We start from the raw sequence: 24,890 nt of genomic DNA on the forward strand, positions 1-24,890 counted from the left end.
AGAAACGGGGTACAATATGAAAAAATTATATCAGAGTGTTTTGCTTATTCTTGTGATATGCATCGGACTATTTGGTATTAAATATCAAGTAGAACATACACAAGGATTAACCGGAGATAAAGTCATTCATTTTTTTAACTGGGGAGATTACATTAACCCTGAACTCATTGGGGAATTTGAAGAAGAAACAGGCTATAAAGTCGTTTATGAAACTTTTGATTCTAATGAAGCAATGCTGGCAAAAATTAAACAAGGTGGGACATCTTATGATGTTGCTGTGCCAAGTGAATATATGATTCAAACAATGATTCATGAAAACATGTTAAACACCTTGGATTACTCAAAATTAGATAATATACGTCATATTGATGAACGATTTCTAAACATGCCATTTGATCCAAACAATCGTTACTCTATTCCTTATTTTTGGGGAACTTTAGGAATTTTGTATAATACAAAATTTGTTGATGAAGAAGAACTTCAAACATGGAATGACTTGTGGGCTCCAAAATTTAAAAATAATATTTTAATGTATGATGGTGCTAGAGAAACGTTAGGTATAGGTCTGCAATCTCAAGGATATTCCTTAAATGAAACAAATACAGATGCTTTATTACAAGCTACACAAAAAATGAAGCAACTTATGCCAAATATTCGTGCAATCGTTGCTGATGAAATTAAAATGTATATGGCAAAAAATGAAGCAGCCATTGCGGTTACTTTTTCAGGAGAAGCATCTACTGCTCTAGATGAAAATGAAGATTTAGCCTATACTATTCCAAAAGAAGGATCAAATATTTGGTTTGATAATATTGTTATTCCAAAAACAGCAGATAACTTGGACGGTGCTTACGCACTCATCAACTTCTTATTACGTCCAGATATTGCGGCACGTAATGCAGAATACATTGGTTATGCCACACCAAATAAAGATGCAAAAGAACTGATAGATCCTGAAATCACATCTAACAAATCATTTTATCCAGATGATGATTTGATTAGTCGATTAGAAGCCTATAAAGGATTATCCAGAGAAAAAAATAATCAGTTTAATGATTTATTTTTAGAAATAAAAATTGAAAATAAATAGATTTACTCTATAATACAAAAGAGGTAAATTGATGCTGAAAAACGTCAATTCACCTCTTTTATCTACAATAAATTGTGTAAGTTTAGTTACCATGCAATAAAATACTAAGTTTCAGTATTTTAATTATTCTCAATAGTAAAAAAGGCAGCGAGTGGCTAATGCCATTCACTGCCTTTTTCACTATTTCTTTATACAATACAATTTGATGAAAAGTCTATTTTATTCAATACCTAAAATATCTTTAATATCATCATTTGTTAACTCATGACGCATCATCACATCATTGACAACTTCATCAAAAATAGCTTTCTTTTGTTGTTGCATATCATTCATCTTATCTTCAATAGTTCCTTGAGAAATCAATCGGTATACTTGTACCGTTTTTTTCTGACCAATACGATGCGAGCGTCCCATTGCCTGTTCTTCAACAGCAGGATTCCACCATAAATCATACAAAATAATGGTATCGGCACTCGTTAAGTTTAATCCTGTTCCTCCAGCTCGTAATGAGATAAAAAAGACATCGTGTTTTCCAGCATTAAATGCTTTAACCATATCCATTCGTTGTTTTGTATTTGTTTGCCCCGTTAACATAAAACTATCGTGTCCCATGTTTTTTAAAGCATCTTGTAAGATAGCAAGCATACTTGTAAATTGAGAAAAAACTAATAAACGATGCCCTCCAGCAATAGCCGTTTCAACAAGTGTTAAAAATTGTTCTAATTTACCAACATCACCGACATAATCATCCATAATCAATTTTGGATGACAACAAATTTGGCGTAAGCGTGTTAATCCAGATAAAATTTCTAATTTATTTTTTGTAAATTCTTCACTAGAATAATGCGCTACTCTTGTTTGAATATTTTGCAAATACCCTAAATATAATGCTTTTTGTTCTTTACTCAGTTCATTATACAAAACTGTTTCAATTTTTTCGGGTAATTCTGTTAATACATCTGATTTTAATCGGCGTAATAAAAATGGTTTTGCCATTTTTGCGATTGTTTTTGTATCTAATTTTTTATAATCTCGAACATGTGGAAATAAACCTGGTAGAATAAGTGAAAAAATAGACCAAAAGTCTTCTTTTCTATTTTCAATAGGTGTACCACTCAATGCAAAAATAACATGCGCAGATAAATGGCGTAAACTACGATGTAGTTTTGTCGTGTAATTTTTAACCATTTGTGATTCATCTAATACAATGGCATGCCACTGTTTTTCTTTATATGAACGTTCATCTTGTCTAAAACTTTGATAAGATGTGATATATATTTGCACATCTTTTTTCAAGTTATCTAATCTATCTTGTTTTAACCCATTTACAATTTCTACTGATAGATTAGGTGCAAATGTATCAAATTCGTGCTTCCAATTATAAACTAACGAAGCTGGACACACAATTAAGTTCGGCCGATTATTCGTTTTCTGTTCTTCTATCTCACTTAATAAATAAGCTATCGTTTGGATTGTTTTACCTAGTCCCATGTCATCTGCTAAAATACCGCCAAATTGATGTGCAGATAACATTTTTAACCATTTAAATCCATAAACTTGATAATCTTTTAATGTTGTTTTTAAACTCTTTGGTATAGATGCACGAAATAACTCTGGATGCGTTAAGTCATAGACTAAATTAGAAAAATAATCATCCATATTAATATTTTTGTGTAAATCAGATACTAAGTGTAGTGCTTGTGTTTGATGTAATTGAATATGGCCGTCTTTTAACACATCTTTTGAGCGTAACTGATTTAAAATATGATGAACATCTTGAAAAACATCATCTCTTAAATCAATAAATTGCCCATTATCCAACTGATAATAGTGATCATTTTCTTGAATATGCTGTAAAATCTTAGAAATATCTTTATCAGAAATACCATCAATATTAAAAGATATATCGAGTAAAGAACCTTGTGTATCAAATCGTATCATTGGTATATCAACTTGAAAGGCTTTATCTTGTAAATCTTCAGACAAAATAACATGACTAAAATCATTCAACTGTGTTTTTTCACGTGATAGAAAATCATAGAATGTATCTGTAGAATGTAAATACTTTTCAAATCGCTCTCCTTTTTTAGAAAAACCTAATGTTAACAATTTATTTTCCAATCGAATAGCATCTTCTACATTATACTGATCGAATACATCTGTATTTGTTTGTATATCAATCCATAATGTATCGTCTTCTTTCGTCACATAAAGATCTGGCCTATATGTTTGTTTTTTCACAATATAACTACCATCATAATGGATATGTGTAATTTGTTCCAATAAAGGTATTGTATAATTTATAAAATCAGAAATATTTTCTGTTTTTATCAGAATAGGTTTTATTTTACGACTATCAAAAATATCTAATAATAACTCATAAATCGGCAATAAATCTTTATCTATTTTATAGAAATGAGTTTCTATTCTAAGTAACATAAAATCATCTAATATATCCAATAAATGAGGATGTTCTAAAGAACATTCTAACCCTAAACGATGTTTATTCACATAAAAATGAAGAGGCGCTTTTTCTTCAGAATAATGATAAGTTTCAACAACATGGTCATTTAATACAAATATTACATTTTTTAAATGAGAGGTAATTTCCAAACATTCTGCTACTACCAATGGATGAATTTGAAGATATTTTAAACTAGGTACATACACATCAGGTTCAGAATACGAAAATACTTTTTTCAAAAAAACAAATAAGTGATGTGTCTGTTGATCGACTGCATAATCTTGCCAATCAATCGCATCTTTACTACCTAATGTATACGTCCTACGCTCAAAATACGTATATATTAACTCTGGTATACTTTTTACGACATATAATTTCTGTTTCCCAATTTTTAAAGAAATCAATAATCGTCTATCTCGCCATTGTGTTGTCATATTCAATGTTACTTCTACTTTGATAAAAGACGTATCAATTTCCATTTTTTTAGTTTGTGTATATAACGACTTACTTAAACGATTTAATCGAGCTGCTGTGTCAACAACTTGATGCTTTAATTGATGAGATACACTTCTTTCATATCCTTGCATATTTAAATATAATTCAGCAGCTAAAATATGTTTACAATAGCCATGTTCTTTAGAGTATTGACAATCACAAATATCCTTTCCTGTACTTGTTGCATCTAAGTAAACAGAAAATAATTGATTGTGGTCTAAAATTTCTGAGAACCATACCGTTGAGGTCGGATACTTCACAATACTCAAGACCCTATTTTCTTGTACTAATTGCTTTGCTTCATCTATCATTTTATTTGATATACCATTGCTCATCGTATCCTCCTCACTCAACTAAATTGTAATTTTATCATACCATACTTTTGACCATTACAGTAGTAACTACTCTTTTACTCAACAATAGACACTAGCCTGATTTTCATAATATCTTTATGTAAGGATAAATCCTCAACAATATTGACTAAAGAAATATCTTTTGGCAAATGAATTGTAAAAATATTACGATACACATTTCTACCGTCCACATTTTGTACATCGAATAAAACATCATTCAATTCAATAGAATATTTTGAAAAATATTCATTTAAAAAGGCTTTTGTTTCTAGTCTATGCACAAATTGAACTTCTAATCTTTTCACATTCGGAACATGTACAATAAAACGGATGATTGTTAAAGAAAAAACAACTGCTAGAAAACTTAAACAAGCAATTTTATAATATCCCATACCTAAAGCAATACCAATGCCTGCCGATGTCCATAAAGAAGCCGCCGTTGTTAACCCCGCTACTCTTTGTTTCGTCACAACAATTGTGCCCGCACCTAAAAAACCTATCCCACTTACAATAGGGGCTAATAAACGTACTTGGTCAACATCTATTTCTGGATGAATACTTAATTTCTCATAAAAAACTGCACTTTGAATAAGAGCAACTGTCGTTGCACCTACACATACTAAAATATGTGTTCTAAGTCCTGCCGGTCTACTTTTTCGTTGTCTGTCATAGCCTATAACACCTGCAAAAATAATAGCTAAAACTAATCGAATCGCAATATCTTGCGTTGTCATCTATATATCCTCCTTTATGATAACGCTTAATTTCGTAAACTTTAGTATACCATAAACGGTAAAAAATATCATCTATGAAAACATCTAGACAAGAGCATATTGTTGTACTTTAAAAATAAGGCTCTTCGCCAACTGAGGTTGGCGAAGAGCCTTCATATAGATTACATTCATTGTTGTTGCTGTTTATGTTCAAATGCTTTTTTTTGCCATATATAACATGCTTTTGAGTCAATCACTAATAGCATAAATGTATTAATTAAAATAACAATAACATCATTATTTTGTTTTATCAGATATGTCTGTATTTCTACTAGAATCGTAACAATATCAACAATAATAAAGAAAATATACGATGCAGATTTTCCTCTAATTAACAAAAAACGTGCCAACATTCCTAGTATAAAAACTAAAAAATTACCAATAATTAACACGATGTTTTGTTTGTCTTCTACAATATATGTATATAAAACAAAGAATAAAATACATCCTCCAATAGCATTGTAAATCAATGGTTTTAAATCATGTTTATCGGTGTACGTAATGGTGTCTTCAAATTCAATGTAGCCAATAATCGCATACACAGCTCCAATTAAGGCACTGATTACGCCACCTACTAAATCATATTGAAATTTCACAAAAGCAGTCACAAAACATCCTATAATTGTCACAATATAATAATGACGCTTTAATCCATTTGAAAAAACAACACCCATATACGCATCAAAAATATTATTTAAAATAAGCCCAACTACTAAAAAATTCATGCCACGATAGTCTTGAAAAACTGTATAAAATGTAAGTAGTAAAAACACGAGAAACCAAATTTTATCAAAATAACTTACCCATTTAGGCTCATCCATGTTCTTCCTCCTATTGTAACGCTAAATATTGTAAGGCCATAATTGTTTTTGCATCAATAATCGTACCGTCTTCAACCATTTCTAAAGCTTTAGATATCTCTATCCATACAATATCTAAAAACTCATCTTCATCTAATGAAAGTGGATTTTCAACTTCTATTAATTCTGTTGCTTCAAATAACGTAATTTTTTCTGTACAATATCCTGGAGAAACAACAAAAGTGTAAACTTCTTTCCAGTGTCTTGCTTGATAGTTTGTTTCTTCTTCTAATTCTCGTTTAGCTGCACTTAATGGTTCTTCTTTTGGAGAATCTAATTTTCCAGCAGGCACTTCAAAAAGTGATTGCTCAATCGCTTTTCTATATTGTCTAACAAGCAATACTTTATTGTCTTTTGTAGCAAGAATACATACAGCACCATGGTGTTTAATAATATCTCTTTTGGATATATTTCCATTTGGTAAGCGAACATCATGACTTTCTACATCAAAAATAGCACCATGATACACATTTTTTGATTGTAAGGTTGTTTCTATATAATCATTCATACGTATACTTCTCCTTATTTTAAAAATGATTGAAATACGGTATCTCCTAAAAAAATACCTCTTTTTGTTAATCGAATAAAATCATGTTTCATTTCCAATAATCCAACACTCATTAAATATTGGATTGTCTTTCCATAGACACTTTCTAATGAAATACCATATTTTTTTTGAAACTGCTGTCGGTTAACACCTTCTATTTTTCGCAATCCTAAAAACAATTCTTCTTCCATAATCTGTTCTTTTGTTAATGTTTCTTTTGAAAAAATAGGAAGTTGCTTTTGTCGTAAAGGTTCTAAATAGTGCTGAATGGGTCCATTATTTTTATAACGTATTTGATGAATATAGCCATGTGCTCCTGCTCCAAATCCAAAATAATGTCCGTTATTCCAATATGTTTTATTATGGATGGATTGATAGCCGTCCAAAGCAAAATTACTAATTTCATATTGCTTTCTTCCTGCTTTGTCTAACATTTCCATAGCCAGTTCATACATGTCTGCATCATCATCTTCGCTTGGTAAAGGAAGTTTTCCTTTTCTCATCAACTGATAAAAAATCGTTTTATTTTCTAAAATCAAAGAATAGACTGCATAATGTGGTAAATCCAATGCTAGTGCTTGTTCTAAACTATTTTTAAAAATAGACAATGTCTGATATGGTAGTCTAAAAATCAAATCAATACTAATATTATCAAACCCTGCTTTACGTGCATTTGATACAGATTGATACACATCATCAACACGATGACTACGTCCTATTTTTTCTAAAATACGATTATCAAAAGATTGAACACCCATACTCAAACGATTAGCACCATGCATTTTTAATACAGCCATTTTTTCTAAATTAACATCACCTGGATTAGCTTCTACACTAAATTCTGCTTGTGGATGAATAGATAAATATTTATGCATACCTGTTAATAGTGTATCCAGTTGTTTAGCTGTTAAACTTGTAGGTGTGCCTCCACCAATATACACCGTTTTTATTTCTGTTTTAGGATATTGTTGCATCGTTAACGCTATCTCATCAATCAATAACTGAACATATTCATCAACTGGTTGTCCTTCAATATAAACTTTATTAAAATCACAATAATAACAAATATGTTCACAAAACGGAATATGGATATAGACTGACGTCATATTTGTCCTCTACTTTCAAAATACTCTCTTGCTGAAATTTCATCCATTCGTAATTGAGCGATTAAGCTCTTCACGCTATGGAATTTAATTTCTTCTCGTACATATTTTAACCATTCAATTGTAACTTCTTCGTCATAAATATCTTCACTAAAATCAAGTACATGTACTTCTACACTTACGACACGATTTTGTTCAAACGTTATATTACGTCCGATAGACGCCATTCCTTTATACCATACGTCTTTGACTTTTATACGCACAATATAAACCCCTTCAGCAAGTCTGTATTGTTTTTCATCTACTTTAATATTCACCGTTGGAAATCCTATTTGTCGTCCTCGTGCATCACCATGAATGACATAACCACTAGTCGCATACACTCTACCTAATAATGCATTTGCTTTTTCAATAGTTCCAGTTGATAGCGCTTGACGAATAGCTGTAGAACTTACTTTCTCATAATCTTGTGTTTGTTGTTCCACAATAATGACGTCAAATGTTCCTTGACTATGTTCGGCTAATGTTTCAATAGTTCCATTTGCACCTTTTCCATAACGATAATCAAATCCTGCCACAACATATTTTGTATTAAGATTGATAACATAATCTTGAATAAATTGATGAGGTTCAATCGATGCAAATGCCTCTGTAAATGAAACAAGATAGAAAATATCAACACCCATTTGTTGCAATAAAACAGCTTTTTCTTCCACACTTGTTAAATACACTTCTTTTTGCTTTGTAAATATAACGGACGGATGCTGATTAAAACTTAACACAGCCAATTTATATCCTTTTTCCCTAGCAATATCTCTTCCTGTTTCAATGACTTTTTGATGCCCTAAATGTACACCATCAAAAAAACCAAGTACTAAAACAATACCTTCTTTTTCAACCTCAACAGGCTGAAATGGATAGGTTAATTTTATAATATTCATCATGTTGATTCTCCATTACTTAATAACATTTTTTTAGGTTTGATATACCCCGCTCTTTCAGGGTGTTTGTCGTATAACGCTATAATTTTGTCACGATAAACGAAAAAAACAGGATACTGAACATGGGGCATTTCTTGTAAAATAGCACCATTTTGTACACGTGCATATACCTCATCATCAATCTCACATCGCGGATAATCTAAGAAAGCTTGTTCAACAGGAATAAGTGCCATTGAAGCATCACTCAATACTTCAAGCTGATGTAATGTAAAACATTGTTCCTGTTTAAATCCTGCACTTTGTGTACGTGTCAAATCACTCATAAATGCAGGGTATCCCATTTTCGCACCTAAATCAACAGCCAGTGTACGTACATACGTCCCTTTACTACATGTCACAGAAAATCGCCACGACACTGTATGATTATCATGTACACTTACATCAGATATACGCTTAAAGTCATATATCACGACTTGACGAACTGGTCGTTCAACCGTTTCATGATTTCGTGCATATTCATATAATTTTTTGCCATTTACTTTTACGGCTGAGTACATAGGCGGGATTTGTTGTATACGACCTAACATTGATGCCATTATTGCATCAATCTCGTCTGTTGTTGGTATTTTATCAATATTTTTAACAGCCACAATATCGCCGTCACTATCTTCTGTACTTGTTGCTATTCCTAATGTGATTTCTCCCTCGTATTGCTTTTCAGCATTCAACATAAATTCTACCATTTTCGTTGCACTACCAATGCAAATTGGTAATACACCATCAACATTAGGATCCAATGTCCCTGTATGTCCTACTTTTTTTGTTTTCAATATTTTTCTTAATTTAAAAACGCAGTCATGACTGGTCATGCCACGTTCTTTCCACAATGGTAATATCCCGTTCATTTTCTTACCTCATTTCTTAGACAGTATATCACTTTTTACTCATTTTTTCATTATCTAGGTTTCTTCCTCTTTTACAGAAAAATTTTTTGTATACAAAAACAAGCGTACATATCTCCTAAAATGATATTTTATACATTTTAAAACTTTTTTATATAATTAAAATCATTTTTATACTTTTCATTTTCCTGATATTTTTAACCCTATTGAAAGTCATAAAAAAAAAGCGTATAATATAAAATAAGATTGATTTTAAAAGACTTATAGACGAGTAAATAAAAAATGATGAATCATCAAAAAGTCCACTAATCCATTCATCACATAAACATTTCTATGTATTTTTATTCACTTTTCTGTATGTAGCATTACCTTAAAACCACAATCTTATAGCAGAATGTTTATAAGACTTTAAAATCAATCTCCTTTTTCTAATTATCTCTCATCCTAATTCCAAAAACCTATAGAAATTGCTCCCACAATTTCTATAGGTTTTGGTTTTTTGGCAACCATAATGTGATTGCTGTATATGTATTTTCTTGTGATACTATATCCATTTTATAAGGCTGACCATAATATAATCTTAAACGTTCATCAACGTTTTGCAATCCCACACCACCTAATCGTTTGTGAGATGTCATATCCTTTGTGGTTTGTTTTATACCACGCCCATTATCCTCAATATTAATACCATAATGTGTATCTGTTTCTGTCATAAAAACACGAATCATCCCTTTTCTATCTAAACCTTTAATACCATGATAAATCGCATTTTCAACGATTGGTTGTAAAATAAGACGTGGTACTTTGATGTCTTTACATTTTTCTAAAAGTGTAATCTCATATTCTAATTGTTCTTCATAACGTTGTTTTTGAATAAATAAATATTGACGAATGTGGTCAAACTCATTTTCTAAAGTCATCAATTCATTTCCTGCATTTAAAGATAATCTAAAAAATTGTGCCAGCGCTTTTGTCATACTCACCACTTTTTGACTATCATTAAATTCTGCCATCCAAATAATCGTATCCAATGTATTATAAAGAAAATGTGGGTTAATTTGACTTGTTAGTGCCTGTAATTCAAAATAACGAATATCTCTTTCTTTTTCTTTAATTCCTTCTAGTAAACGATTGATTTCATCAAGCATACGGTTAAAATATAAGGATAAATCTTGTACTTCTTCACTTCCTTGAATGACCGCTCTTGCTGAATAATCCCCATGTTCAATTTGATGCATTGTTTGTTGTAATTCTTTTAATGGTCTTGTCCACTTTCTAATCAGAATAAGCAGAACACCACCCGTTACAACAAAAATAAAAATCCCCGACAAACTAAAGGCAACAAGCAAATGTAATTGAACATCTTTTAATTCAGAAAGTGGTACAACAGCAACCAATTCCCATGTGGATTTACCTAGTTTATTTGATTGCACATAAGTATACTGCCCATTCATATACCCCATTTCTGTTTCTTTAATACGCATGATTTCAGATAAATTATGACGGACTTCTTCTGTTTGATTAGCGGATTGATACAAAATACGATTGGTTTGGTCTACAATAAATAATTCACCATTATCTTGTAAATTTAATTGTTGCAAATAATCATCAATACTATCTGATGAAACATCCATTCGTAAGACACCTATGTTTTCTCCTTTTTCATCGTGAATATCTTGTGTCATGGAAATCACTTGTATCTCTTTATTATCTTGCTTTCTTTTCATAGACGTTAATACCGCAACGCCTTTTTGTTTAATGGCTTCTGTATACCATTCTTCTTCCATCATATTTTTAGATAAAGACATATCCATACTATCTAAATTTGATAAAACGCGTCCGTCTTTTGTAATGAGTACAATGGATAAAAATTGACTATCTGTTTTTAAAAAAGTATGAATAATTTCTAGTGATATGTTTTTATTTTCTGTTGTTTCATGCAACATATAAGACCGAATGGATTCATTATTTGATAAAGCATACGTACTTTGCCGTAATCTCTCTAAATAAGAAGATAAATCATGATTGACTCTATCCAATACTTGTTTCGTATTTTTTTCTGTCATATCCACAATAATTTGAGATGCCATGGCATAATAAAAACCACCTATTCCAACAAGAAATATAACCATTATCGTAAAGACATACAAAGAAACTTTGTAAGCTAAAGATTTTCGTTTCATCACTCACTATCTCCTTTTTGAAATTTCTTAGGTGACATACCAACAATTTGTTTAAATCGAATAGAAAAATAATTCACATCATCATACCCGACTTTTTGAGCCACTTCATAAATTTTTAATTCACTTGATAACAATAAAATTTTGGCATACGCAATACGTTTTTCTGTTACATAATCTTGAAAAGACATACCGAATTGCTTTTTGATGAGTGTGCTTGTATACGTCGATGCAAACCCCAACCAATTTGCTAATTTCACTAATGAAAAGTCAGGTTCTGTAAAATGCTCATTAATGATTTGTTGCATTTGATTTTGTTTAGAATCATTTATTTGTGTATCCACAACTTCTAAAAGAATTTTATCTTTTTGCTCTTTTTGAATATTTAAAATAACCTTTTTTAAAATAGTTTCAACATCTTTTTTAGATACTGGTTTTAAAATATAATCATCAGCCCCTAATTTCAAAGCAGCCAAAGCATAATCAAAATAGTCGTATCCTGTTAAAAAAACAATATGTATTTCTGGATAATATTCTTTTGTTTTTGTTGCCAATGTAATGCCATCCATATTGGGCATATTGATATCTGTTAATAAAATATCTACATGGTTTTCTTCTAAAATATTTAATGCTTTTTCTCCTGAACTCGCTTCAAGAATCGTTGTAATACCTAATGACTGATAATCTACGAGTTGCGTTAATCCTTTTCGAATAAATGATTCATCTTCTACAATTAAAATCGTGTACATCTGTTCACCTTCTTTGTTCTTATTATATCACAAATTGAATGATCCTTTTATCAATCAATATTAGATAACTGCTATGATTCTGTACTATTAAAAAATTTTATCACCAATATTATTTACTATAAAATCAAAAATAGACTACACCACAATAATCAATGGGTGTAGTCTACTTTTTTATTCCATATACGGTAATAGATAGTCATATCCTTTTTCTGCCATTTCCATTTTTGAAATAAATTTAATAGATAAACTGTTGATACAAAAACGTAAACCACCTTTATCTTTTGGACCGTCATCAAATACATGTCCTAAATGCGAATTACCTGCACGACTTCTCACTTCAATACGTGTCATATTATAACTTGTATCTTTATGATATGTTACCACTTCTGTGTTAATTGGTTTTGTAAAACTAGGCCATCCACAACCTGATTGAAACTTATCTTTTGAGAAGAATAGCGGTTCTCCAGTTGCAACATCAACATAAATACCTTCTTCAAAAAAGTCCCAATATTGATTTGAAAATGCTTGTTCTGTTTTATTTTCTTGAGTGACTTGATATTGGTCTTTTGTTAATGTTTGTTTTAATTCTTCTTGAGATGGTTTTGGGTATTTTGTCACATCAACAAGAGGCACGTTCGCTTCTGATACATCTATATGACAATATCCACCCGGATTTTTTTTCAAGTAATCTTGATGGTACTCTTCTGCTAAAATATAGTGTCTCAATGGTTCGATTTCAATCGCAGTTTTTTGTCCAAGTTCTTTTTCTTTTTCAGCAATAGCTTCATCAATCACTTTTTTATCATCGTCATTTTGATAGTAAATACCTGTACGGTATTGTCTACCTCTATCATTACCTTGTTTATCAACACTTGTTGGATCAATCACACGGAAATAATACAAGAGTAATTCTCTTAAACTTACTTTAGAGGCATCATATTGAATATGTACCGTTTCTGCATGATCTGTTTGAGAAATCAAATGATAATTTGTAACATCACTTTTTCCATTAGCGTATCCAGATGTCACATCAATTACACCATTGATTCTAGAAAAATATTCTTCTAATCCCCAAAAACAGCCTCCTGCTAAGTAAAGATCTTTTAACATACTTTTATCCACAGTTTCTCCTCCTTTTTGCATTGATTTACTTTCTGAAGTTACTTGTTCTTTAACTCTATTTTCAATAGATTGTGTACTTGCATTTTTTGCACTTACATAGCGTTGTAAGAACAGTACACCTAACACAGCAACAATTACCGCTCCTATAATGACGCCTTTCTTCATAGTTCACCTCATTAGTTCACTGTTTTCATAAATTCTTTAATATCCATTGCTGACATATAACCTGTTTGTTGTTTAACAAGTGTACCATCTGATCCTATGAACAATTCTGATGGATAGCCTACGACACCTAATTTTTGGAAATACTCACCATTTTCATCGAATAGTACTGGTAAATCTGTATAAGATGTGCCATTAAACCATTTCAAGAAATCTTCTTTTGATTTTTCATTACGATAATTTGGTGCAACAATCGTCAAGACAACAAAGTCTTTTTCATTTTTAGCTAATTCTTGAGTTTCTTGTAGTGTGGACAAACAAATTGAACACCATGAAGCCCATGCTTTGATAAATACTTTTTTACCTTTATATTCTTCCAGTGTATGTACTTTGCCATTAACATCCATCAATTTAAAACTTGGTGCCATCTCACCTTTATTTTTCATCATATCATCTTTCATATTTGATTTATCAGACATAGACGAACTTTCCATCATTTTATCATCTTTCATTTTGTTGTCACTCATATTTTTATCATCCATTTTTTTGTCGTCCATTTTTTTATCGTCCATTTTACCGTCTTTCATCATGGATGAGCTTTCCATCATTTTATCATCTTTCATTGCAGCTTGTCCGCAACCTGCTAATAATACACATGCTGTTGCTACTGTTCCTAATTGTTTCATATATTTTTTCATTTTATTTTCTCTCCTTATTTATTATTTATTGTTTAATGAAAAAGTGTTGATAAAAAGTTAGCTTGTCCAAATATCAATAATACGCCCATTAAAATAATCAACCAACCACCAACTTTTTTAATGCGTAACATATATTTTTTAACTTTGGCAATATGTTTTAAAAATAGTGTAGATGCTAATGAAATACACATAAATGGTAATGCTAAACCTAATGCATAGACAGCCATTAACATAACTCCTAAAAGACTATTGCTTCCTCCAGATGAGGATAATGCAAAAATCGCACTCAAAACTGGACCAATACAAGGTGTCCATCCAAAACTAAATGTAAATCCTAATAAATAAGCATTTAGTAAATGATTTTTATTACTAGACATCGTTGTCGATTTTTGTCTTTCTAAAAATGGAATATGAATATATTCAGCATGGTGTAACCCAAGAATAATAACAATAATCCCCATAATAATTGGTGTATACGGGCTTGCAATAAGTTTTCCTAAAAAACTTGCTCCAAAACCTAATGTAATGAAAACCGTTGAAATACCAAACACAAAAGCCAATGTGGTATAAACAGGTTTTGTATAAATTTTAAATCGCCCTATTTTAATAGCTTTATCACCTGTTTCCTCCATTAAAATCCCCGTATATACAGGTAATAACGGTAAAATACACGGTGAAAAAAACGATAAAATACCGGCTAAAAATGTCGTCCAAAGAAAAACGGCATCTAATTGTTGAACCATACGCTCAACTCCTTTCCTTGTTTACATGTATACTATACTAAACTATCTCTCATAAAAACATAGAATAAGATATTAAAAAACTTGAATTTAATATGAATTTTATTGAATGACGCACAAAACTAGAAAATAGTGCAAAACTCACACTACTATCAAAAAGCGGTGAGCGAACATTGTAAAATGTCCGTTCACCGCTTCATTTATTAAAAGCTACAACTTAACAAAGAATCTAATTTTCTTATAGAACAATTTATGAGAAATACCTCTTTATTTAAAAATCGTGTTGGTGGATTGCTCCACCAACACGATTTTAGAGCCTAAAACTCTTAATTTTTTGTCCCTAACATAAAACAAAAAGATAGTGACTTAACTTGTATTAAATCACTATCTTTCATAGCTATCAGCCCTATTTGACAGACAACTAGTATTTTATTTAATTATTTTGAAGCTGCTGGAGCATCTGCTGTTAACTGGATTTTATGTAAGTTGTAACCCCAGTTACCTTCATAATCTTTAACATCTAAGTTTTTCACACGTGTATTAACAGCTGTTAATGATAAGATATTGAACAATGGTAAACCAAATGCTTCTTCATTAGCATATTTTTGCCATGCATCAAAAATTTCTTTTTGTTTTTTAGAATCAAATGCTTCTGCTGAACCCATTTTAGCTAATAATTCATCATTTTTCTCAGATACATAACGTGTCATATTTAATTGAGTATTACCCCATGTATGTGATTGATTTGGGTCACCAGATAATGACCAACCAGCAACGAATAAGTCTACTTCTGGATCATCGTTTTCTAAACGATCAAAGAATGAGTTACCTTCGATTAAGCGTCCGCCTACTAATTGAACGTCTAAACCAACTTCTTTCCAGTATTTGATGTATGCTTGAGAAATCGGTTCATTATCGCCACCAGCAGACATCGCTAAATTAATCGTTAATTTTTCACCTTTTGGATTTTCACGTAATCCATCACCGTCTTTATCTTTATAGCCTGCTTCATCTAAGATTTTTTTAGCTTTTTCTGGATCATGTGGGAAACCAGGTAATGTGCTGTCATGTAATGAGCCAAATGTTGGTGCTAACATTGAGTTTGCACGAACACGTAAACCGTTGTAGAATGTTTGACCAATTTCTTCTAAGTTTAATGCATACCCCATTGCTTGACGTAATGCTTTATCGTTGATTTTTTCGTTTGTAATAACACTTGTTTCTTTTTCTGCATCCCATTTACCGAATTTAAATCCGATGTATTGGTAAGCATGACGCCATTTACCAGCTAAAGTTGCATTGTTTAATTCTTTAAATGAATCGTAAATAGCTGTTAATGTTGATACTGACATAATGTCATATTTACCTGCTTTAAATTCATCTGGAGAGTTTGTTGAGTTAACAACTTCAATGATAACACCATCTAAGTTTGGTTGACCTTTCCAGTAGTATGGGTTTGCTTCTAATTCAACAGATTCACCTGTTACGATTTTTTTGAATTTAAATGCACCTAAACCAGCTGGATTTTTACGAACTGCATCAGATGCTGATTGATCTTTAATTGCAATATCTTTCAACTGATGTTTAGGGAATGGTGTAGACCAAAATCCGCCAACATGATTCAATGATGGAGATACTTCTTTTAATTGGAATGTTACAGAATGATCATCATTTTTCTTGATACCTGAAATTGTTTCAGATTTTCCTTCATGATACTCATCCATACCAACGATATTTTTAAATGTATCGTTATATCTTTCACCTGTGTAATCTTTATGTCCAATCACTTCAAATGCATAGATATAATCATCAATTGTAAATGGTTCGCCATCTGACCATTTTACGTTTTCTTTAACTTTGATTGTGATCGTTTTTGCATCTTTGTCAATTGCTAAAGTTCCTAAACCACCTTCGACAATTTTGTAGTCACTATTAGCTACAAATAAGCCTTCTTCTGTAAATGCTGTTACTTCTGAATCAGATGCTTCTTTTTGGTAAAGACCACTGAATACACCTGGAATAGGACTATCACTGATCAATGCATATTTTAATACGCCACCTTTAATTGGTGTACCTTCATGCTCTATTTTAGACGGAAATTTTGCTAATGTTTCTGCAACATTACTGTCTGCTGACTTTGTTTCTTCTTTTTTTGCAGTATCTGTGTTATTGCCACAAGCTGCTAATACAGCAACTGATGCTAAACCTAAAAACCATTTTGCTTTTTTTGCCATTGTAATTACTCCCTTAATAAATATTTTTACTATCTACTTTTTATAAAGTAGTTTAATAAACTAACCTAAACGTTGTTTTGCATCTGATGAACGTTTCAACGCTTCACCAATATAGTTAACACAAAGCATTAACACCAAAACAAGTAATGATGCGGGTAGCCACACCCACACTTTGTTTTTAATAATATCTGAGTTGGTTGCATATCCAATCAATGTCCCTAAACTTGGCGTAGAACTTGGTAAACCAAATCCTAAATAACTCAAACCTGTTTCTAAACCAATATTTCCTGCTAAGGATAATGTTGTATTTACAATAATAATAGAACTCATATTCGGTAATAATTCACGTGTCATAATACGCAAATCACTTTCACCTAATGTTTTAGCAGCTTTTATATACTCCATTGAAGATTCTGCTAAAGCTTTCCCACGATATAATCTTGCATTCCCTACCCATGAGAAAACACTCATGATAAAAATGAACGCAAGCATTGAATAGTTTGGTACAACTTGTAAAAATGCAATGATTAGCAATAATCTTGGTAAAATACTGATGAAATCAACAATACGCATCACAACAGCATCAACCCATCCACCATAGTATCCTGAAATCGTTCCAATAAACAACCCGGCAAGAGTTGTTAAAACAGTTACGCTAAAAGCAATTGTCAATGAATTTCTTGCACCAATAATCAACTGGAATAAAATCTCACGACCACCTTCATCGGCACCCATAATGTAACCTTTTGTACCTGGTTTGGCAAAACGATTTGTAATAAATACTTCCATTGCTTTTTTACTATCTAAAAACATTGATGTAATAAAAATACCTAAAATCAATGTCGCAAAGATAATAAAAGCTGTCATCGCAACTTTATCACGTTTAAATTCACGAACAATAACACCAAAACCAACAACGGCTTTTTTGTTATCTTTTTCTTGTTTTAATTTATCTTTTTTAGCCACTTTTAGTCTCCTTTCTACTGAATGCGAATGCGTGGATCAACTAATGCAAGTGCCACATCCGATAGTAAGGAACCAAATAAACCGGCTAATCCATACATTAAAATCAGTGCTGTCATTAGTGAGTAGTCACGTCCATTGATTGAATCGATAAATAATTTACCCATCCCAGGGAATGAGAAAATGTTCTCAATAAAAATTGAACCAGATAAAATACCTGTAATATCATATCCAATAAATGTCACAATCGGTAAAATAGAGTTTCTAAAAATATGTCTTGAATATACTTTATTCAAAGGAACACCTTTTGCACGTGCTGTACGTACATAGTCTAAAGATTTCGCATCAATAATACCTGATCTTAAATATTGAATGGTACCAACTGTTGATAAAATACCCATAATTAAGGATGGTAATAAAATGTGATGGAATCTATCCCAGAAGTACGCTAGACCAGTTAAAACAACACCAGATGTTTCAGTACCACGAGTTGGGAACCAACCTAATGAATATCCGAATAGCCAAATAGCCAATAATCCGGCAACAAACCCTGGAATTGAAAAGTTTAAAAAGTTTAAGAAAACAATAATTTTATCAGCCCATGAATTTTGGTAACGACCAGCTATCATACCTAAAGGAATAGCTACTAAATACATAATCACAACTGTTAAGATAGATAACCACACCGTATTACTCAAACGTTCACCAATAATATCAACAACAGGACGTTGGTTTTGATAACTGTTTCCTAAATCTCCATGAAATGCTTTACTAATCCAACGACCATATTGTACATACCACGGATCATTCCAACCATTTGCTTGTCGAATTGCTTCAATGTCTTTTATCGTTAATGAAGCACTCGCTTTCCCAGATAACGCATCCCCAGGCATCATTTTAGCCAATATGAAAATTAATAGGCTTAAAATTAAAATTTGAGGAATCATGACCAATATTCTTCGTAAAATCACTTTCCACATTTACATCGTACCTCCTTTTTGAACTGAAGATAGTGCGACTTTATGTGTATTGCTAATATTTTCTAAATCATACACACGCCCATTTTTATCGAAGTATTCTGCTTGATTTTTTGCATACTCACTTTCAACTTTCAAACGTTTTATTTTATTTTCTTCAGCTGAATCAGGATTAACAGATGGAATTGCGGATAATAAACGTTGTGTATAAATATGTTTTGGATTTTCATAAATATCTTTTTTGTTACCATACTCTACAAATCGTCCACGATACATGATAGCTAAATCATCTGACATGTGTTTGACAACACCTAAATCATGAGAAATAAATAAATAAGCAATACCATATTCATCTTGAATACGTTTCATGTAGTTTAATACTTGCGCTTGTACAGATAAGTCCAATGCAGATACCGGTTCATCAGCAATCACTAATTTCGGTTTGGATGCAATAGCACGTGCCACCCCAATACGTTGACGTTGACCACCTGAAAATTCATGTGGATATTTCGTTAAAATATCTTCCGTAAATCCGATAATGTCTAATAATTCTAAAATACGACGTCTTTCTTCATCTGGTGATAATTTTTCAAAATTACGTAATGGTTCTGATAAAATATCTTGAATACGTTTTTTAGGATTAAAACTTGATAAAGAGTCTTGGAAAATCATTTGAACGTTACGGTTGTATTCAGATGTACGTTTTTTTACTTGTTTTGTAATGTCTTCTCCATTGTAATAAATTTTACCAGAAGTAATTTTTTCTAAACCAATAATAGCTTTACCAATAGTTGATTTACCTGATCCAGATTCACCAACTAAACCATACGTTTTACCTTCTTCAATATCTAAGTTAACACCATCCACGGCATACACATGATCTGTGACACGATTCCAAAATCCACTACGAATTGGATAATGTACTTTTAAATTTTCAACTTGGATAATACCCACGATTATTCTCCTTCCCCATCAAAATGAAAATGTTTGTAACAAGAACATCTCACAAAATGACCAGGCGATACTTCGTGTAAAACTGGATCTTTTTCGTGTGCGTCTTCGGAAATCCACGGAATACGTGGTGCAAAACGGCACCCTGTACGATCTAAGTTAATTAAAGACGGTACGCTACCTTGAATCACATGTAAGTCTTCTTCACTATCATCTTGAGGCATTGACTGTAATAATGAACGTGTATACGGATGTAACGGATTATTAAATAATTCATTTACTGGAGCTACTTCAACAAATTGTCCTGCATACATAACAGCTACTTTATCGGCTGTTTCAGCCACTACCCCTAAGTCATGGGTAATTAAAATAATTCCTGCTTCGGTTTCTTCTTGTAAATCATTTAATAAGTCAAGAATTTGCGCTTGGATTGTTACGTCTAACGCTGTTGTTGGTTCATCAGCAATAATAATTGGTGGTTTACAAGCCAAAGCTATCGCAATAACGACACGTTGGCGCATCCCACCGGATAATTCATGTGGATATTGCTTTGCCACACGCTCTGGATTAGGAATACCTACTTGAGTTAATAATTCCAACACACGTTGACGACGTTCTTCTTTGTTCATTGTCGTATGATAAATCAGTGTTTCTTCAATTTGTTTAAAAATCGTCATCAATGGATTTAATGCTGACAATGGATCTTGGAAAATAACACCAATGTCGTTACCACGGATTTTTTCAAATTGTTTATCTGTAAATTCTGCTAAGTTATCTTGTCTATATAAAATTTCACCAGATATACGTGTGTTTTTTGCATCATGCAATCCAACAATTGTTGTTGCTAATGTACTTTTACCACAACCTGACTCACCTACAATAGCTAAAATTTCATTATTTGATAATGTAAATGATACACCATCTACTGCATCATAAAATTGATCGTTGTAACGAAATCCTGTATGTAAATCACGTACATCTAATAACGTTTTTTCATACGTCAAAATAATTCCTCCTTCTTCATTTAACTTCTCTATACTATCCTATCATCACGACGAATACATAACATGTATAACAACATTATATAGATTATGCTCATCAAAAGCAACTTATATTTTCATTTTTTTTTAATAAAAAACAATTTAGTCAATAATATAGCCATATTATTATACTACAAATTGTCTGAATATTCTATCCTATTTTATATTTTTTATAAAAAAAGCTAAGCAAAGTGCCTAGCTTTTATGATTTAGAAGCAATATACGAAACAATATCTCCTATTGTTTGAATATGTTCTGATTCTTCATCAGAAATTGTTCCCCCAAATTCTTGTTCAAAAGCCATAATCAATTCAACGACCGAAATAGAATCTGCTTGTAAATCTTCTTTAAATCGTGTTTCTTTTGATAAATCGCTTTTATCTGTATTAAACTGTTCAGACACAATGTCTAAAACTTTCTCATAAATTTTTTCTTCCATTAATTATCACTCTCTTTCTCATTATCGAAATGATTTGCTAAATCTTCAATCACATGGGAGTCTAAAATTGTTCGAATTTGCTTTAATGTGTAATAAACAGCTGTGCTGTCTGCTGAACCATGTGTTTTCACAACAGGTGCTTTTAAACCAAATAAAACAGCACCACCGTGTTTAGAATAGTCTAACACATCTTTTACGCCACTTAAAGCATTTTTAACGAGTAATCCACCTAGTTTTGTTTTAAGGTCACCTTGTTTAATCGTTGATTTAATTAACTGAACCATGGACAAAGCTGTTCCTTCAACGGATTTCAAGACAGCATTTCCCGTAAAACCGTCTGTTACAACAACATCAGCTTCTCCTAATAACAAATCTCTTGCTTCAATATTTCCAATAAAATGAATATCCTCTAATTGCAATAATTGTTGATACGCCTGCTTCGTTAACTCATTTCCTTTTGAAGCCTCCGCTCCATTGTTTAACAATGCTATTCTTGGTTTATCTATTTTTTGTACAAAACGTGCATAGTACGAACCTAAAATAGCAAATTGAACGAGATGATGTGGTTTACAATCCGCATTAGCACCAACATCCATAAATACAAACGTACGACTTGGATCTGTTATAACAGGTAAAGTTGGCATTAAGCCCGGACGTTCAATACCTTTAATTCTTCCAACGATAAATAACCCCGCAGCTAACAATGCGCCTGTATTCCCTGCCGAAAACATGGCATCTGCTTGCTTATCTTTAACAGCTTGTGCCGCCAATACCATGGAAGCATTTTTCTTTTGTCTAATAGATTTTACTGGTTCATCATCACTATTTATTTTTTCATCTGTATGTACAATGTCAATTCTTGTATCATCTATTAAATATTCTTTTATTTTTGTTTCATCACCATATAAAACAAAGGTAATATCTTGAAATTCTTTTGCTGCACGCATCACACCTTCAACGACTGATTGCGGCGCAAAATCGCCTCCCATTGCATCTACTGCAATTTTTTTCATGAAGCACCTCCTTTAATCACTACAACTTTATCTTATCAAAAGTCTTTTTTCTTAACAACTCATACGCATTTTTTATATAAGGATTTTGTGAATGCACAATGTCCATTGCATCTTGTCTAGCTTGATTTAATATGTGAACATCTCGAATAATATCTGCACAAGAAAAATCTGGAATACCAGATTGTTTTAATCCAAAAATATCTCCTGTTCCTCTCATTTCTAAGTCTTTTTGACTCAGATAAAAGCCATCTTGACTTTCAACCATGATTGCCATACGTTGTTTTCCTTGTTCTGTTTTAGGATTAGCAACTAAAATACAATAAGATTGTTTATCCCCTCGTCCAACACGTCCACGTAATTGGTGTAATTGTGCCAATCCAAATCTTTCTGCATCTTGAATAACCATAATTGTTGCATTAGGTACATCCACACCCACTTCAATAACGGTTGTAGAAACTAAAATGTGAATATTATTTTGTTTAAATCGTTTCATGACATCGTCTTTTTCATCAGCTTTCATTTTACCGTGCAATAAACCGACCGAATACTCATAAAAATACTCTGAAATATATTCATACATTTTTTGTGCATTTTGTACATCTTCTAATGCTTCAGACTCTTCAATTAGAGGTGTAATCATATATGCTTGGTATCCTTTATCTATTTCTCGTTTCATAAATTCAAGTACTTTTTCCATTTCCTGCTCTTTTACCCATCTTGTAATAATTTTTTGCCGTCCAGCAGGTAATTCATCAATAACGGATACATCCATTTCACCAAATAATGTCATTGAAAGTGTTCGTGGAATTGGGGTAGCCGTCATATACAGTACATTTTGAAAAATAGCTTTTTCATTTAACTTTTGTCTTTGCATCACACCAAAGCGATGCTGTTCATCAATAATAATTAAACCTAACTCATAAAACTGAATATCTTCTTGAATAAGTGCATGTGTCCCAATCAAGCAATCTAATTGACCATTCAATACATCTAATAACATTTGTTTTCTTTCTTTTACTGTCGTACTACTTGTCAATAATCCTATTTTTATCGAGGTACCTTGAAATAATGTTTGAATGGTTTTGTAATGCTGTTGTGCTAATATTTCTGTTGGCACCATAAAAGCAACCTGTTTCCCGCTAAATACACACGCTGCTATGGCAATACTTGCCACAACTGTTTTACCACTTCCAACATCTCCTTGTAGCAAACGATTCATATCAAATGGAGCAAGTAAATCTCTACAAATATCATTGCTTACTTTTTTTTGTGCATTGGTTAAAGAAAATGGAATAGTATCAATATAAGCTTTCAACTTATTTGTGTCGTATTTTAAAGAACCTGTTTTTGTTTTGTGCCTTTCGTATTTTAACAAGTTTAATTTTAGTTGGTAGAAAAACAATTCTTGATAAATCATTCTTCTTCGTGCTTCATTTGCCGATTGCTGATTTTCAGGAAAGTGCATGTTTTCAATAGCGTGCATATAATCCATAAAAGCATATTTATCCAAAATCTCATCGGGTAAGACTTCTTCAATAACATCTTTATAATCATCAAAAGACTGTTTAATCAATTTCACTAAAGTTGCTTGCTTCATTGATTTTGTTGTGTGATAAACAGCTGAAAATTCAGTATCTTGATTAGCTGTGCCGAGCAATTTCATACCTAATAATGTTTGTCTTTTTTCTTCCCACTTCCCATATATAGCAATTTCTAATCCAATTTGACATTTATCTTTTAAATAATGTTGATTAAAAAAAACAACATTTATCACTTGTGCACCTATACCTAAACGGAACGATAATCTATTCTTTCTCCCTGCATAGAAACTAACCACTGGATCTGTTAAAATCGTTCCTTTTAAACTAATTTTATCTTGATCTAACACTTCTGTTAAATCACGAATTTGAATATCTTCATAGCGAAATGGAAAATGTAAAAGTAAGTCTTCTACGGTTTCAATACCTAATTGATTTAAATCTTGCACTCTTTTGGGACCAACTGACTTTAATGTATCGACACGATCATAAATACTTTTCATACCATTCTCCTTTACTTTTTATATATCATATCAAAACAAGAAAAAAAAATCAC

At 31.8% G+C, this 24,890-nt stretch carries 21 protein-coding genes; 1 reads left to right on the forward strand and 20 read right to left on the reverse strand.

All coding sequences use genetic code 11. From position 1 onward, the window contains the following. The first annotated feature begins 16 nt into the window (after window positions 1–16). Window positions 17–1,090, forward strand: coding sequence for an ABC transporter substrate-binding protein (locus GMA06_RS00400; RefSeq protein ID WP_163561320.1), 1,074 nt, complete (start codon window positions 17–19; stop codon window positions 1,088–1,090). Window positions 1,091–1,309: 219 nt separating this feature from the next. Here GMA06_RS00400 and GMA06_RS00405 read toward each other — a convergent pair whose 3' ends face one another. The 20 genes from GMA06_RS00405 to recG form a co-directional block, all read right to left on the reverse strand. Further along, complete coding sequence (locus tag GMA06_RS00405) at window positions 1,310–4,384, reverse strand: SNF2-related protein (RefSeq protein ID WP_163561321.1); 3,075 nt, start codon at window positions 4,382–4,384, stop codon at window positions 1,310–1,312. A 74-nt stretch (window positions 4,385–4,458) separates the two neighbouring features. Continuing rightward, window positions 4,459–5,136: an MgtC/SapB family protein gene (locus GMA06_RS00410; RefSeq protein ID WP_163546218.1), complete on the reverse strand. Its 678-nt coding sequence runs from the start codon at window positions 5,134–5,136 to the stop codon at window positions 4,459–4,461. Window positions 5,137–5,303: 167 nt separating this feature from the next. Then, on the reverse strand, window positions 5,304–5,996 hold the full coding sequence (locus GMA06_RS00415) for a nicotinamide mononucleotide transporter (RefSeq protein WP_163561322.1): 693 nt from the start codon (window positions 5,994–5,996) through the stop codon (window positions 5,304–5,306). Window positions 5,997–6,006: 10 nt separating this feature from the next. Next, the gene (locus GMA06_RS00420; protein ID WP_163561323.1) at window positions 6,007–6,543 is read right to left on the reverse strand and encodes an NUDIX hydrolase; all 537 of its coding nucleotides are present in this window, start codon (window positions 6,541–6,543) and stop codon (window positions 6,007–6,009) included. A gap of 14 nt (window positions 6,544–6,557) precedes the next feature. Beyond that, entirely contained in the window at window positions 6,558–7,688 is a 1,131-nt protein-coding gene (hemW, locus tag GMA06_RS00425; RefSeq protein WP_163561324.1) for a radical SAM family heme chaperone HemW, read from the reverse strand. Beyond that, window positions 7,685–8,629: a riboflavin biosynthesis protein RibF gene (gene ribF, locus GMA06_RS00430; RefSeq protein ID WP_240328810.1), complete on the reverse strand. Its 945-nt coding sequence runs from the start codon at window positions 8,627–8,629 to the stop codon at window positions 7,685–7,687. The genes hemW and ribF overlap by 4 nt, the downstream gene beginning before the upstream one ends. Beyond that, on the reverse strand, window positions 8,626–9,531 hold the full coding sequence (gene truB, locus GMA06_RS00435; RefSeq protein WP_163546214.1) for a tRNA pseudouridine(55) synthase TruB: 906 nt from the start codon (window positions 9,529–9,531) through the stop codon (window positions 8,626–8,628). Before truB ends, ribF begins: the two co-directional genes overlap by 4 nt. 479 nt (window positions 9,532–10,010) lie before the next feature. Further along, the gene (locus tag GMA06_RS00440) at window positions 10,011–11,711 is read right to left on the reverse strand and encodes a sensor histidine kinase (protein ID WP_163561325.1); all 1,701 of its coding nucleotides are present in this window, start codon (window positions 11,709–11,711) and stop codon (window positions 10,011–10,013) included. Then, window positions 11,711–12,457: a response regulator gene (locus GMA06_RS00445; protein WP_163546212.1), complete on the reverse strand. Its 747-nt coding sequence runs from the start codon at window positions 12,455–12,457 to the stop codon at window positions 11,711–11,713. Before GMA06_RS00445 ends, GMA06_RS00440 begins: the two co-directional genes overlap by 1 nt. 171 nt (window positions 12,458–12,628) lie before the next feature. Next, a complete protein-coding gene (gene msrB / locus GMA06_RS00450; RefSeq protein WP_163561326.1) occupies window positions 12,629–13,744 on the reverse strand; it encodes a peptide-methionine (R)-S-oxide reductase MsrB in 1,116 nt (371 codons plus the stop codon). Between the two features lie 11 nt (window positions 13,745–13,755). Continuing rightward, window positions 13,756–14,439 (reverse strand): redoxin family protein, encoded by a 684-nt coding sequence (locus GMA06_RS00455; protein WP_163546210.1) that lies wholly within the window; start codon window positions 14,437–14,439, stop codon window positions 13,756–13,758. 32 nt (window positions 14,440–14,471) lie between these two features. Continuing rightward, a complete protein-coding gene (locus GMA06_RS00460; RefSeq protein ID WP_163546209.1) occupies window positions 14,472–15,182 on the reverse strand; it encodes a cytochrome c biogenesis CcdA family protein in 711 nt (236 codons plus the stop codon). A gap of 434 nt (window positions 15,183–15,616) precedes the next feature. Continuing rightward, on the reverse strand, window positions 15,617–17,413 hold the full coding sequence (locus GMA06_RS00465) for an oligopeptide ABC transporter substrate-binding protein (protein ID WP_163561327.1): 1,797 nt from the start codon (window positions 17,411–17,413) through the stop codon (window positions 15,617–15,619). A 60-nt stretch (window positions 17,414–17,473) separates the two neighbouring features. Next, window positions 17,474–18,379 (reverse strand): ABC transporter permease, encoded by a 906-nt coding sequence (locus tag GMA06_RS00470; protein ID WP_163561328.1) that lies wholly within the window; start codon window positions 18,377–18,379, stop codon window positions 17,474–17,476. Between the two features lie 14 nt (window positions 18,380–18,393). Then, entirely contained in the window at window positions 18,394–19,356 is a 963-nt protein-coding gene (gene opp4B, locus GMA06_RS00475) for an oligopeptide ABC transporter permease (protein WP_163546206.1), read from the reverse strand. Beyond that, window positions 19,357–20,310, reverse strand: coding sequence for an ATP-binding cassette domain-containing protein (locus GMA06_RS00480; protein ID WP_163561346.1), 954 nt, complete (start codon window positions 20,308–20,310; stop codon window positions 19,357–19,359). Continuing rightward, window positions 20,310–21,308: an ABC transporter ATP-binding protein gene (locus tag GMA06_RS00485; RefSeq protein WP_163546205.1), complete on the reverse strand. Its 999-nt coding sequence runs from the start codon at window positions 21,306–21,308 to the stop codon at window positions 20,310–20,312. Before GMA06_RS00485 ends, GMA06_RS00480 begins: the two co-directional genes overlap by 1 nt. Before the next feature lie 238 nt (window positions 21,309–21,546). Next, complete coding sequence (gene acpP / locus GMA06_RS00490) at window positions 21,547–21,783, reverse strand: acyl carrier protein (RefSeq protein ID WP_163546204.1); 237 nt, start codon at window positions 21,781–21,783, stop codon at window positions 21,547–21,549. Continuing rightward, on the reverse strand, window positions 21,783–22,796 hold the full coding sequence (gene plsX / locus GMA06_RS00495; protein ID WP_163561329.1) for a phosphate acyltransferase PlsX: 1,014 nt from the start codon (window positions 22,794–22,796) through the stop codon (window positions 21,783–21,785). The genes acpP and plsX overlap by 1 nt, the downstream gene beginning before the upstream one ends. A 19-nt stretch (window positions 22,797–22,815) precedes the next feature. After that, a complete protein-coding gene (gene recG, locus GMA06_RS00500; protein ID WP_163561330.1) occupies window positions 22,816–24,837 on the reverse strand; it encodes an ATP-dependent DNA helicase RecG in 2,022 nt (673 codons plus the stop codon). Window positions 24,838–24,890 lie beyond the last annotated feature (53 nt).

The organism is Granulicatella sp. zg-84 (assembly GCF_010892375.1).
Lineage (GTDB): Bacteria > Bacillota > Bacilli > Lactobacillales > Aerococcaceae > WM01.

Excerpts from the sequence above, each read along its gene's own strand:
- GMA06_RS00400 (WP_163561320.1), top strand. The coding sequence starts at position 17 with ATGAAAAAATTATATCAGAGTGTTTTGCTTATTCTTGTGATATGCATC.
- GMA06_RS00405 (WP_163561321.1), bottom strand. The coding sequence starts at position 4,384 with ATGAGCAATGGTATATCAAATAAAATGATAGATGAAGCAAAGCAATTA.
- GMA06_RS00410 (WP_163546218.1), bottom strand. The coding sequence starts at position 5,136 with ATGACAACGCAAGATATTGCGATTCGATTAGTTTTAGCTATTATTTTT.
- GMA06_RS00415 (WP_163561322.1), bottom strand. The coding sequence starts at position 5,996 with ATGGATGAGCCTAAATGGGTAAGTTATTTTGATAAAATTTGGTTTCTC.
- GMA06_RS00420 (WP_163561323.1), bottom strand. The coding sequence starts at position 6,543 with ATGAATGATTATATAGAAACAACCTTACAATCAAAAAATGTGTATCAT.
- hemW (WP_163561324.1), bottom strand. The coding sequence starts at position 7,688 with ATGACGTCAGTCTATATCCATATTCCGTTTTGTGAACATATTTGTTAT.
- ribF (WP_240328810.1), bottom strand. The coding sequence starts at position 8,629 with ATGATGAATATTATAAAATTAACCTATCCATTTCAGCCTGTTGAGGTT.
- truB (WP_163546214.1), bottom strand. The coding sequence starts at position 9,531 with ATGAACGGGATATTACCATTGTGGAAAGAACGTGGCATGACCAGTCAT.
- GMA06_RS00440 (WP_163561325.1), bottom strand. The coding sequence starts at position 11,711 with ATGAAACGAAAATCTTTAGCTTACAAAGTTTCTTTGTATGTCTTTACG.
- GMA06_RS00445 (WP_163546212.1), bottom strand. The coding sequence starts at position 12,457 with ATGTACACGATTTTAATTGTAGAAGATGAATCATTTATTCGAAAAGGA.
- msrB (WP_163561326.1), bottom strand. The coding sequence starts at position 13,744 with ATGAAGAAAGGCGTCATTATAGGAGCGGTAATTGTTGCTGTGTTAGGT.
- GMA06_RS00455 (WP_163546210.1), bottom strand. The coding sequence starts at position 14,439 with ATGAAAAAATATATGAAACAATTAGGAACAGTAGCAACAGCATGTGTA.
- GMA06_RS00460 (WP_163546209.1), bottom strand. The coding sequence starts at position 15,182 with ATGGTTCAACAATTAGATGCCGTTTTTCTTTGGACGACATTTTTAGCC.
- GMA06_RS00465 (WP_163561327.1), bottom strand. The coding sequence starts at position 17,413 with ATGGCAAAAAAAGCAAAATGGTTTTTAGGTTTAGCATCAGTTGCTGTA.
- opp4B (WP_163546206.1), bottom strand. The coding sequence starts at position 19,356 with ATGTGGAAAGTGATTTTACGAAGAATATTGGTCATGATTCCTCAAATT.
- acpP (WP_163546204.1), bottom strand. The coding sequence starts at position 21,783 with ATGGAAGAAAAAATTTATGAGAAAGTTTTAGACATTGTGTCTGAACAG.
- plsX (WP_163561329.1), bottom strand. The coding sequence starts at position 22,796 with ATGAAAAAAATTGCAGTAGATGCAATGGGAGGCGATTTTGCGCCGCAA.
- recG (WP_163561330.1), bottom strand. The coding sequence starts at position 24,837 with ATGAAAAGTATTTATGATCGTGTCGATACATTAAAGTCAGTTGGTCCC.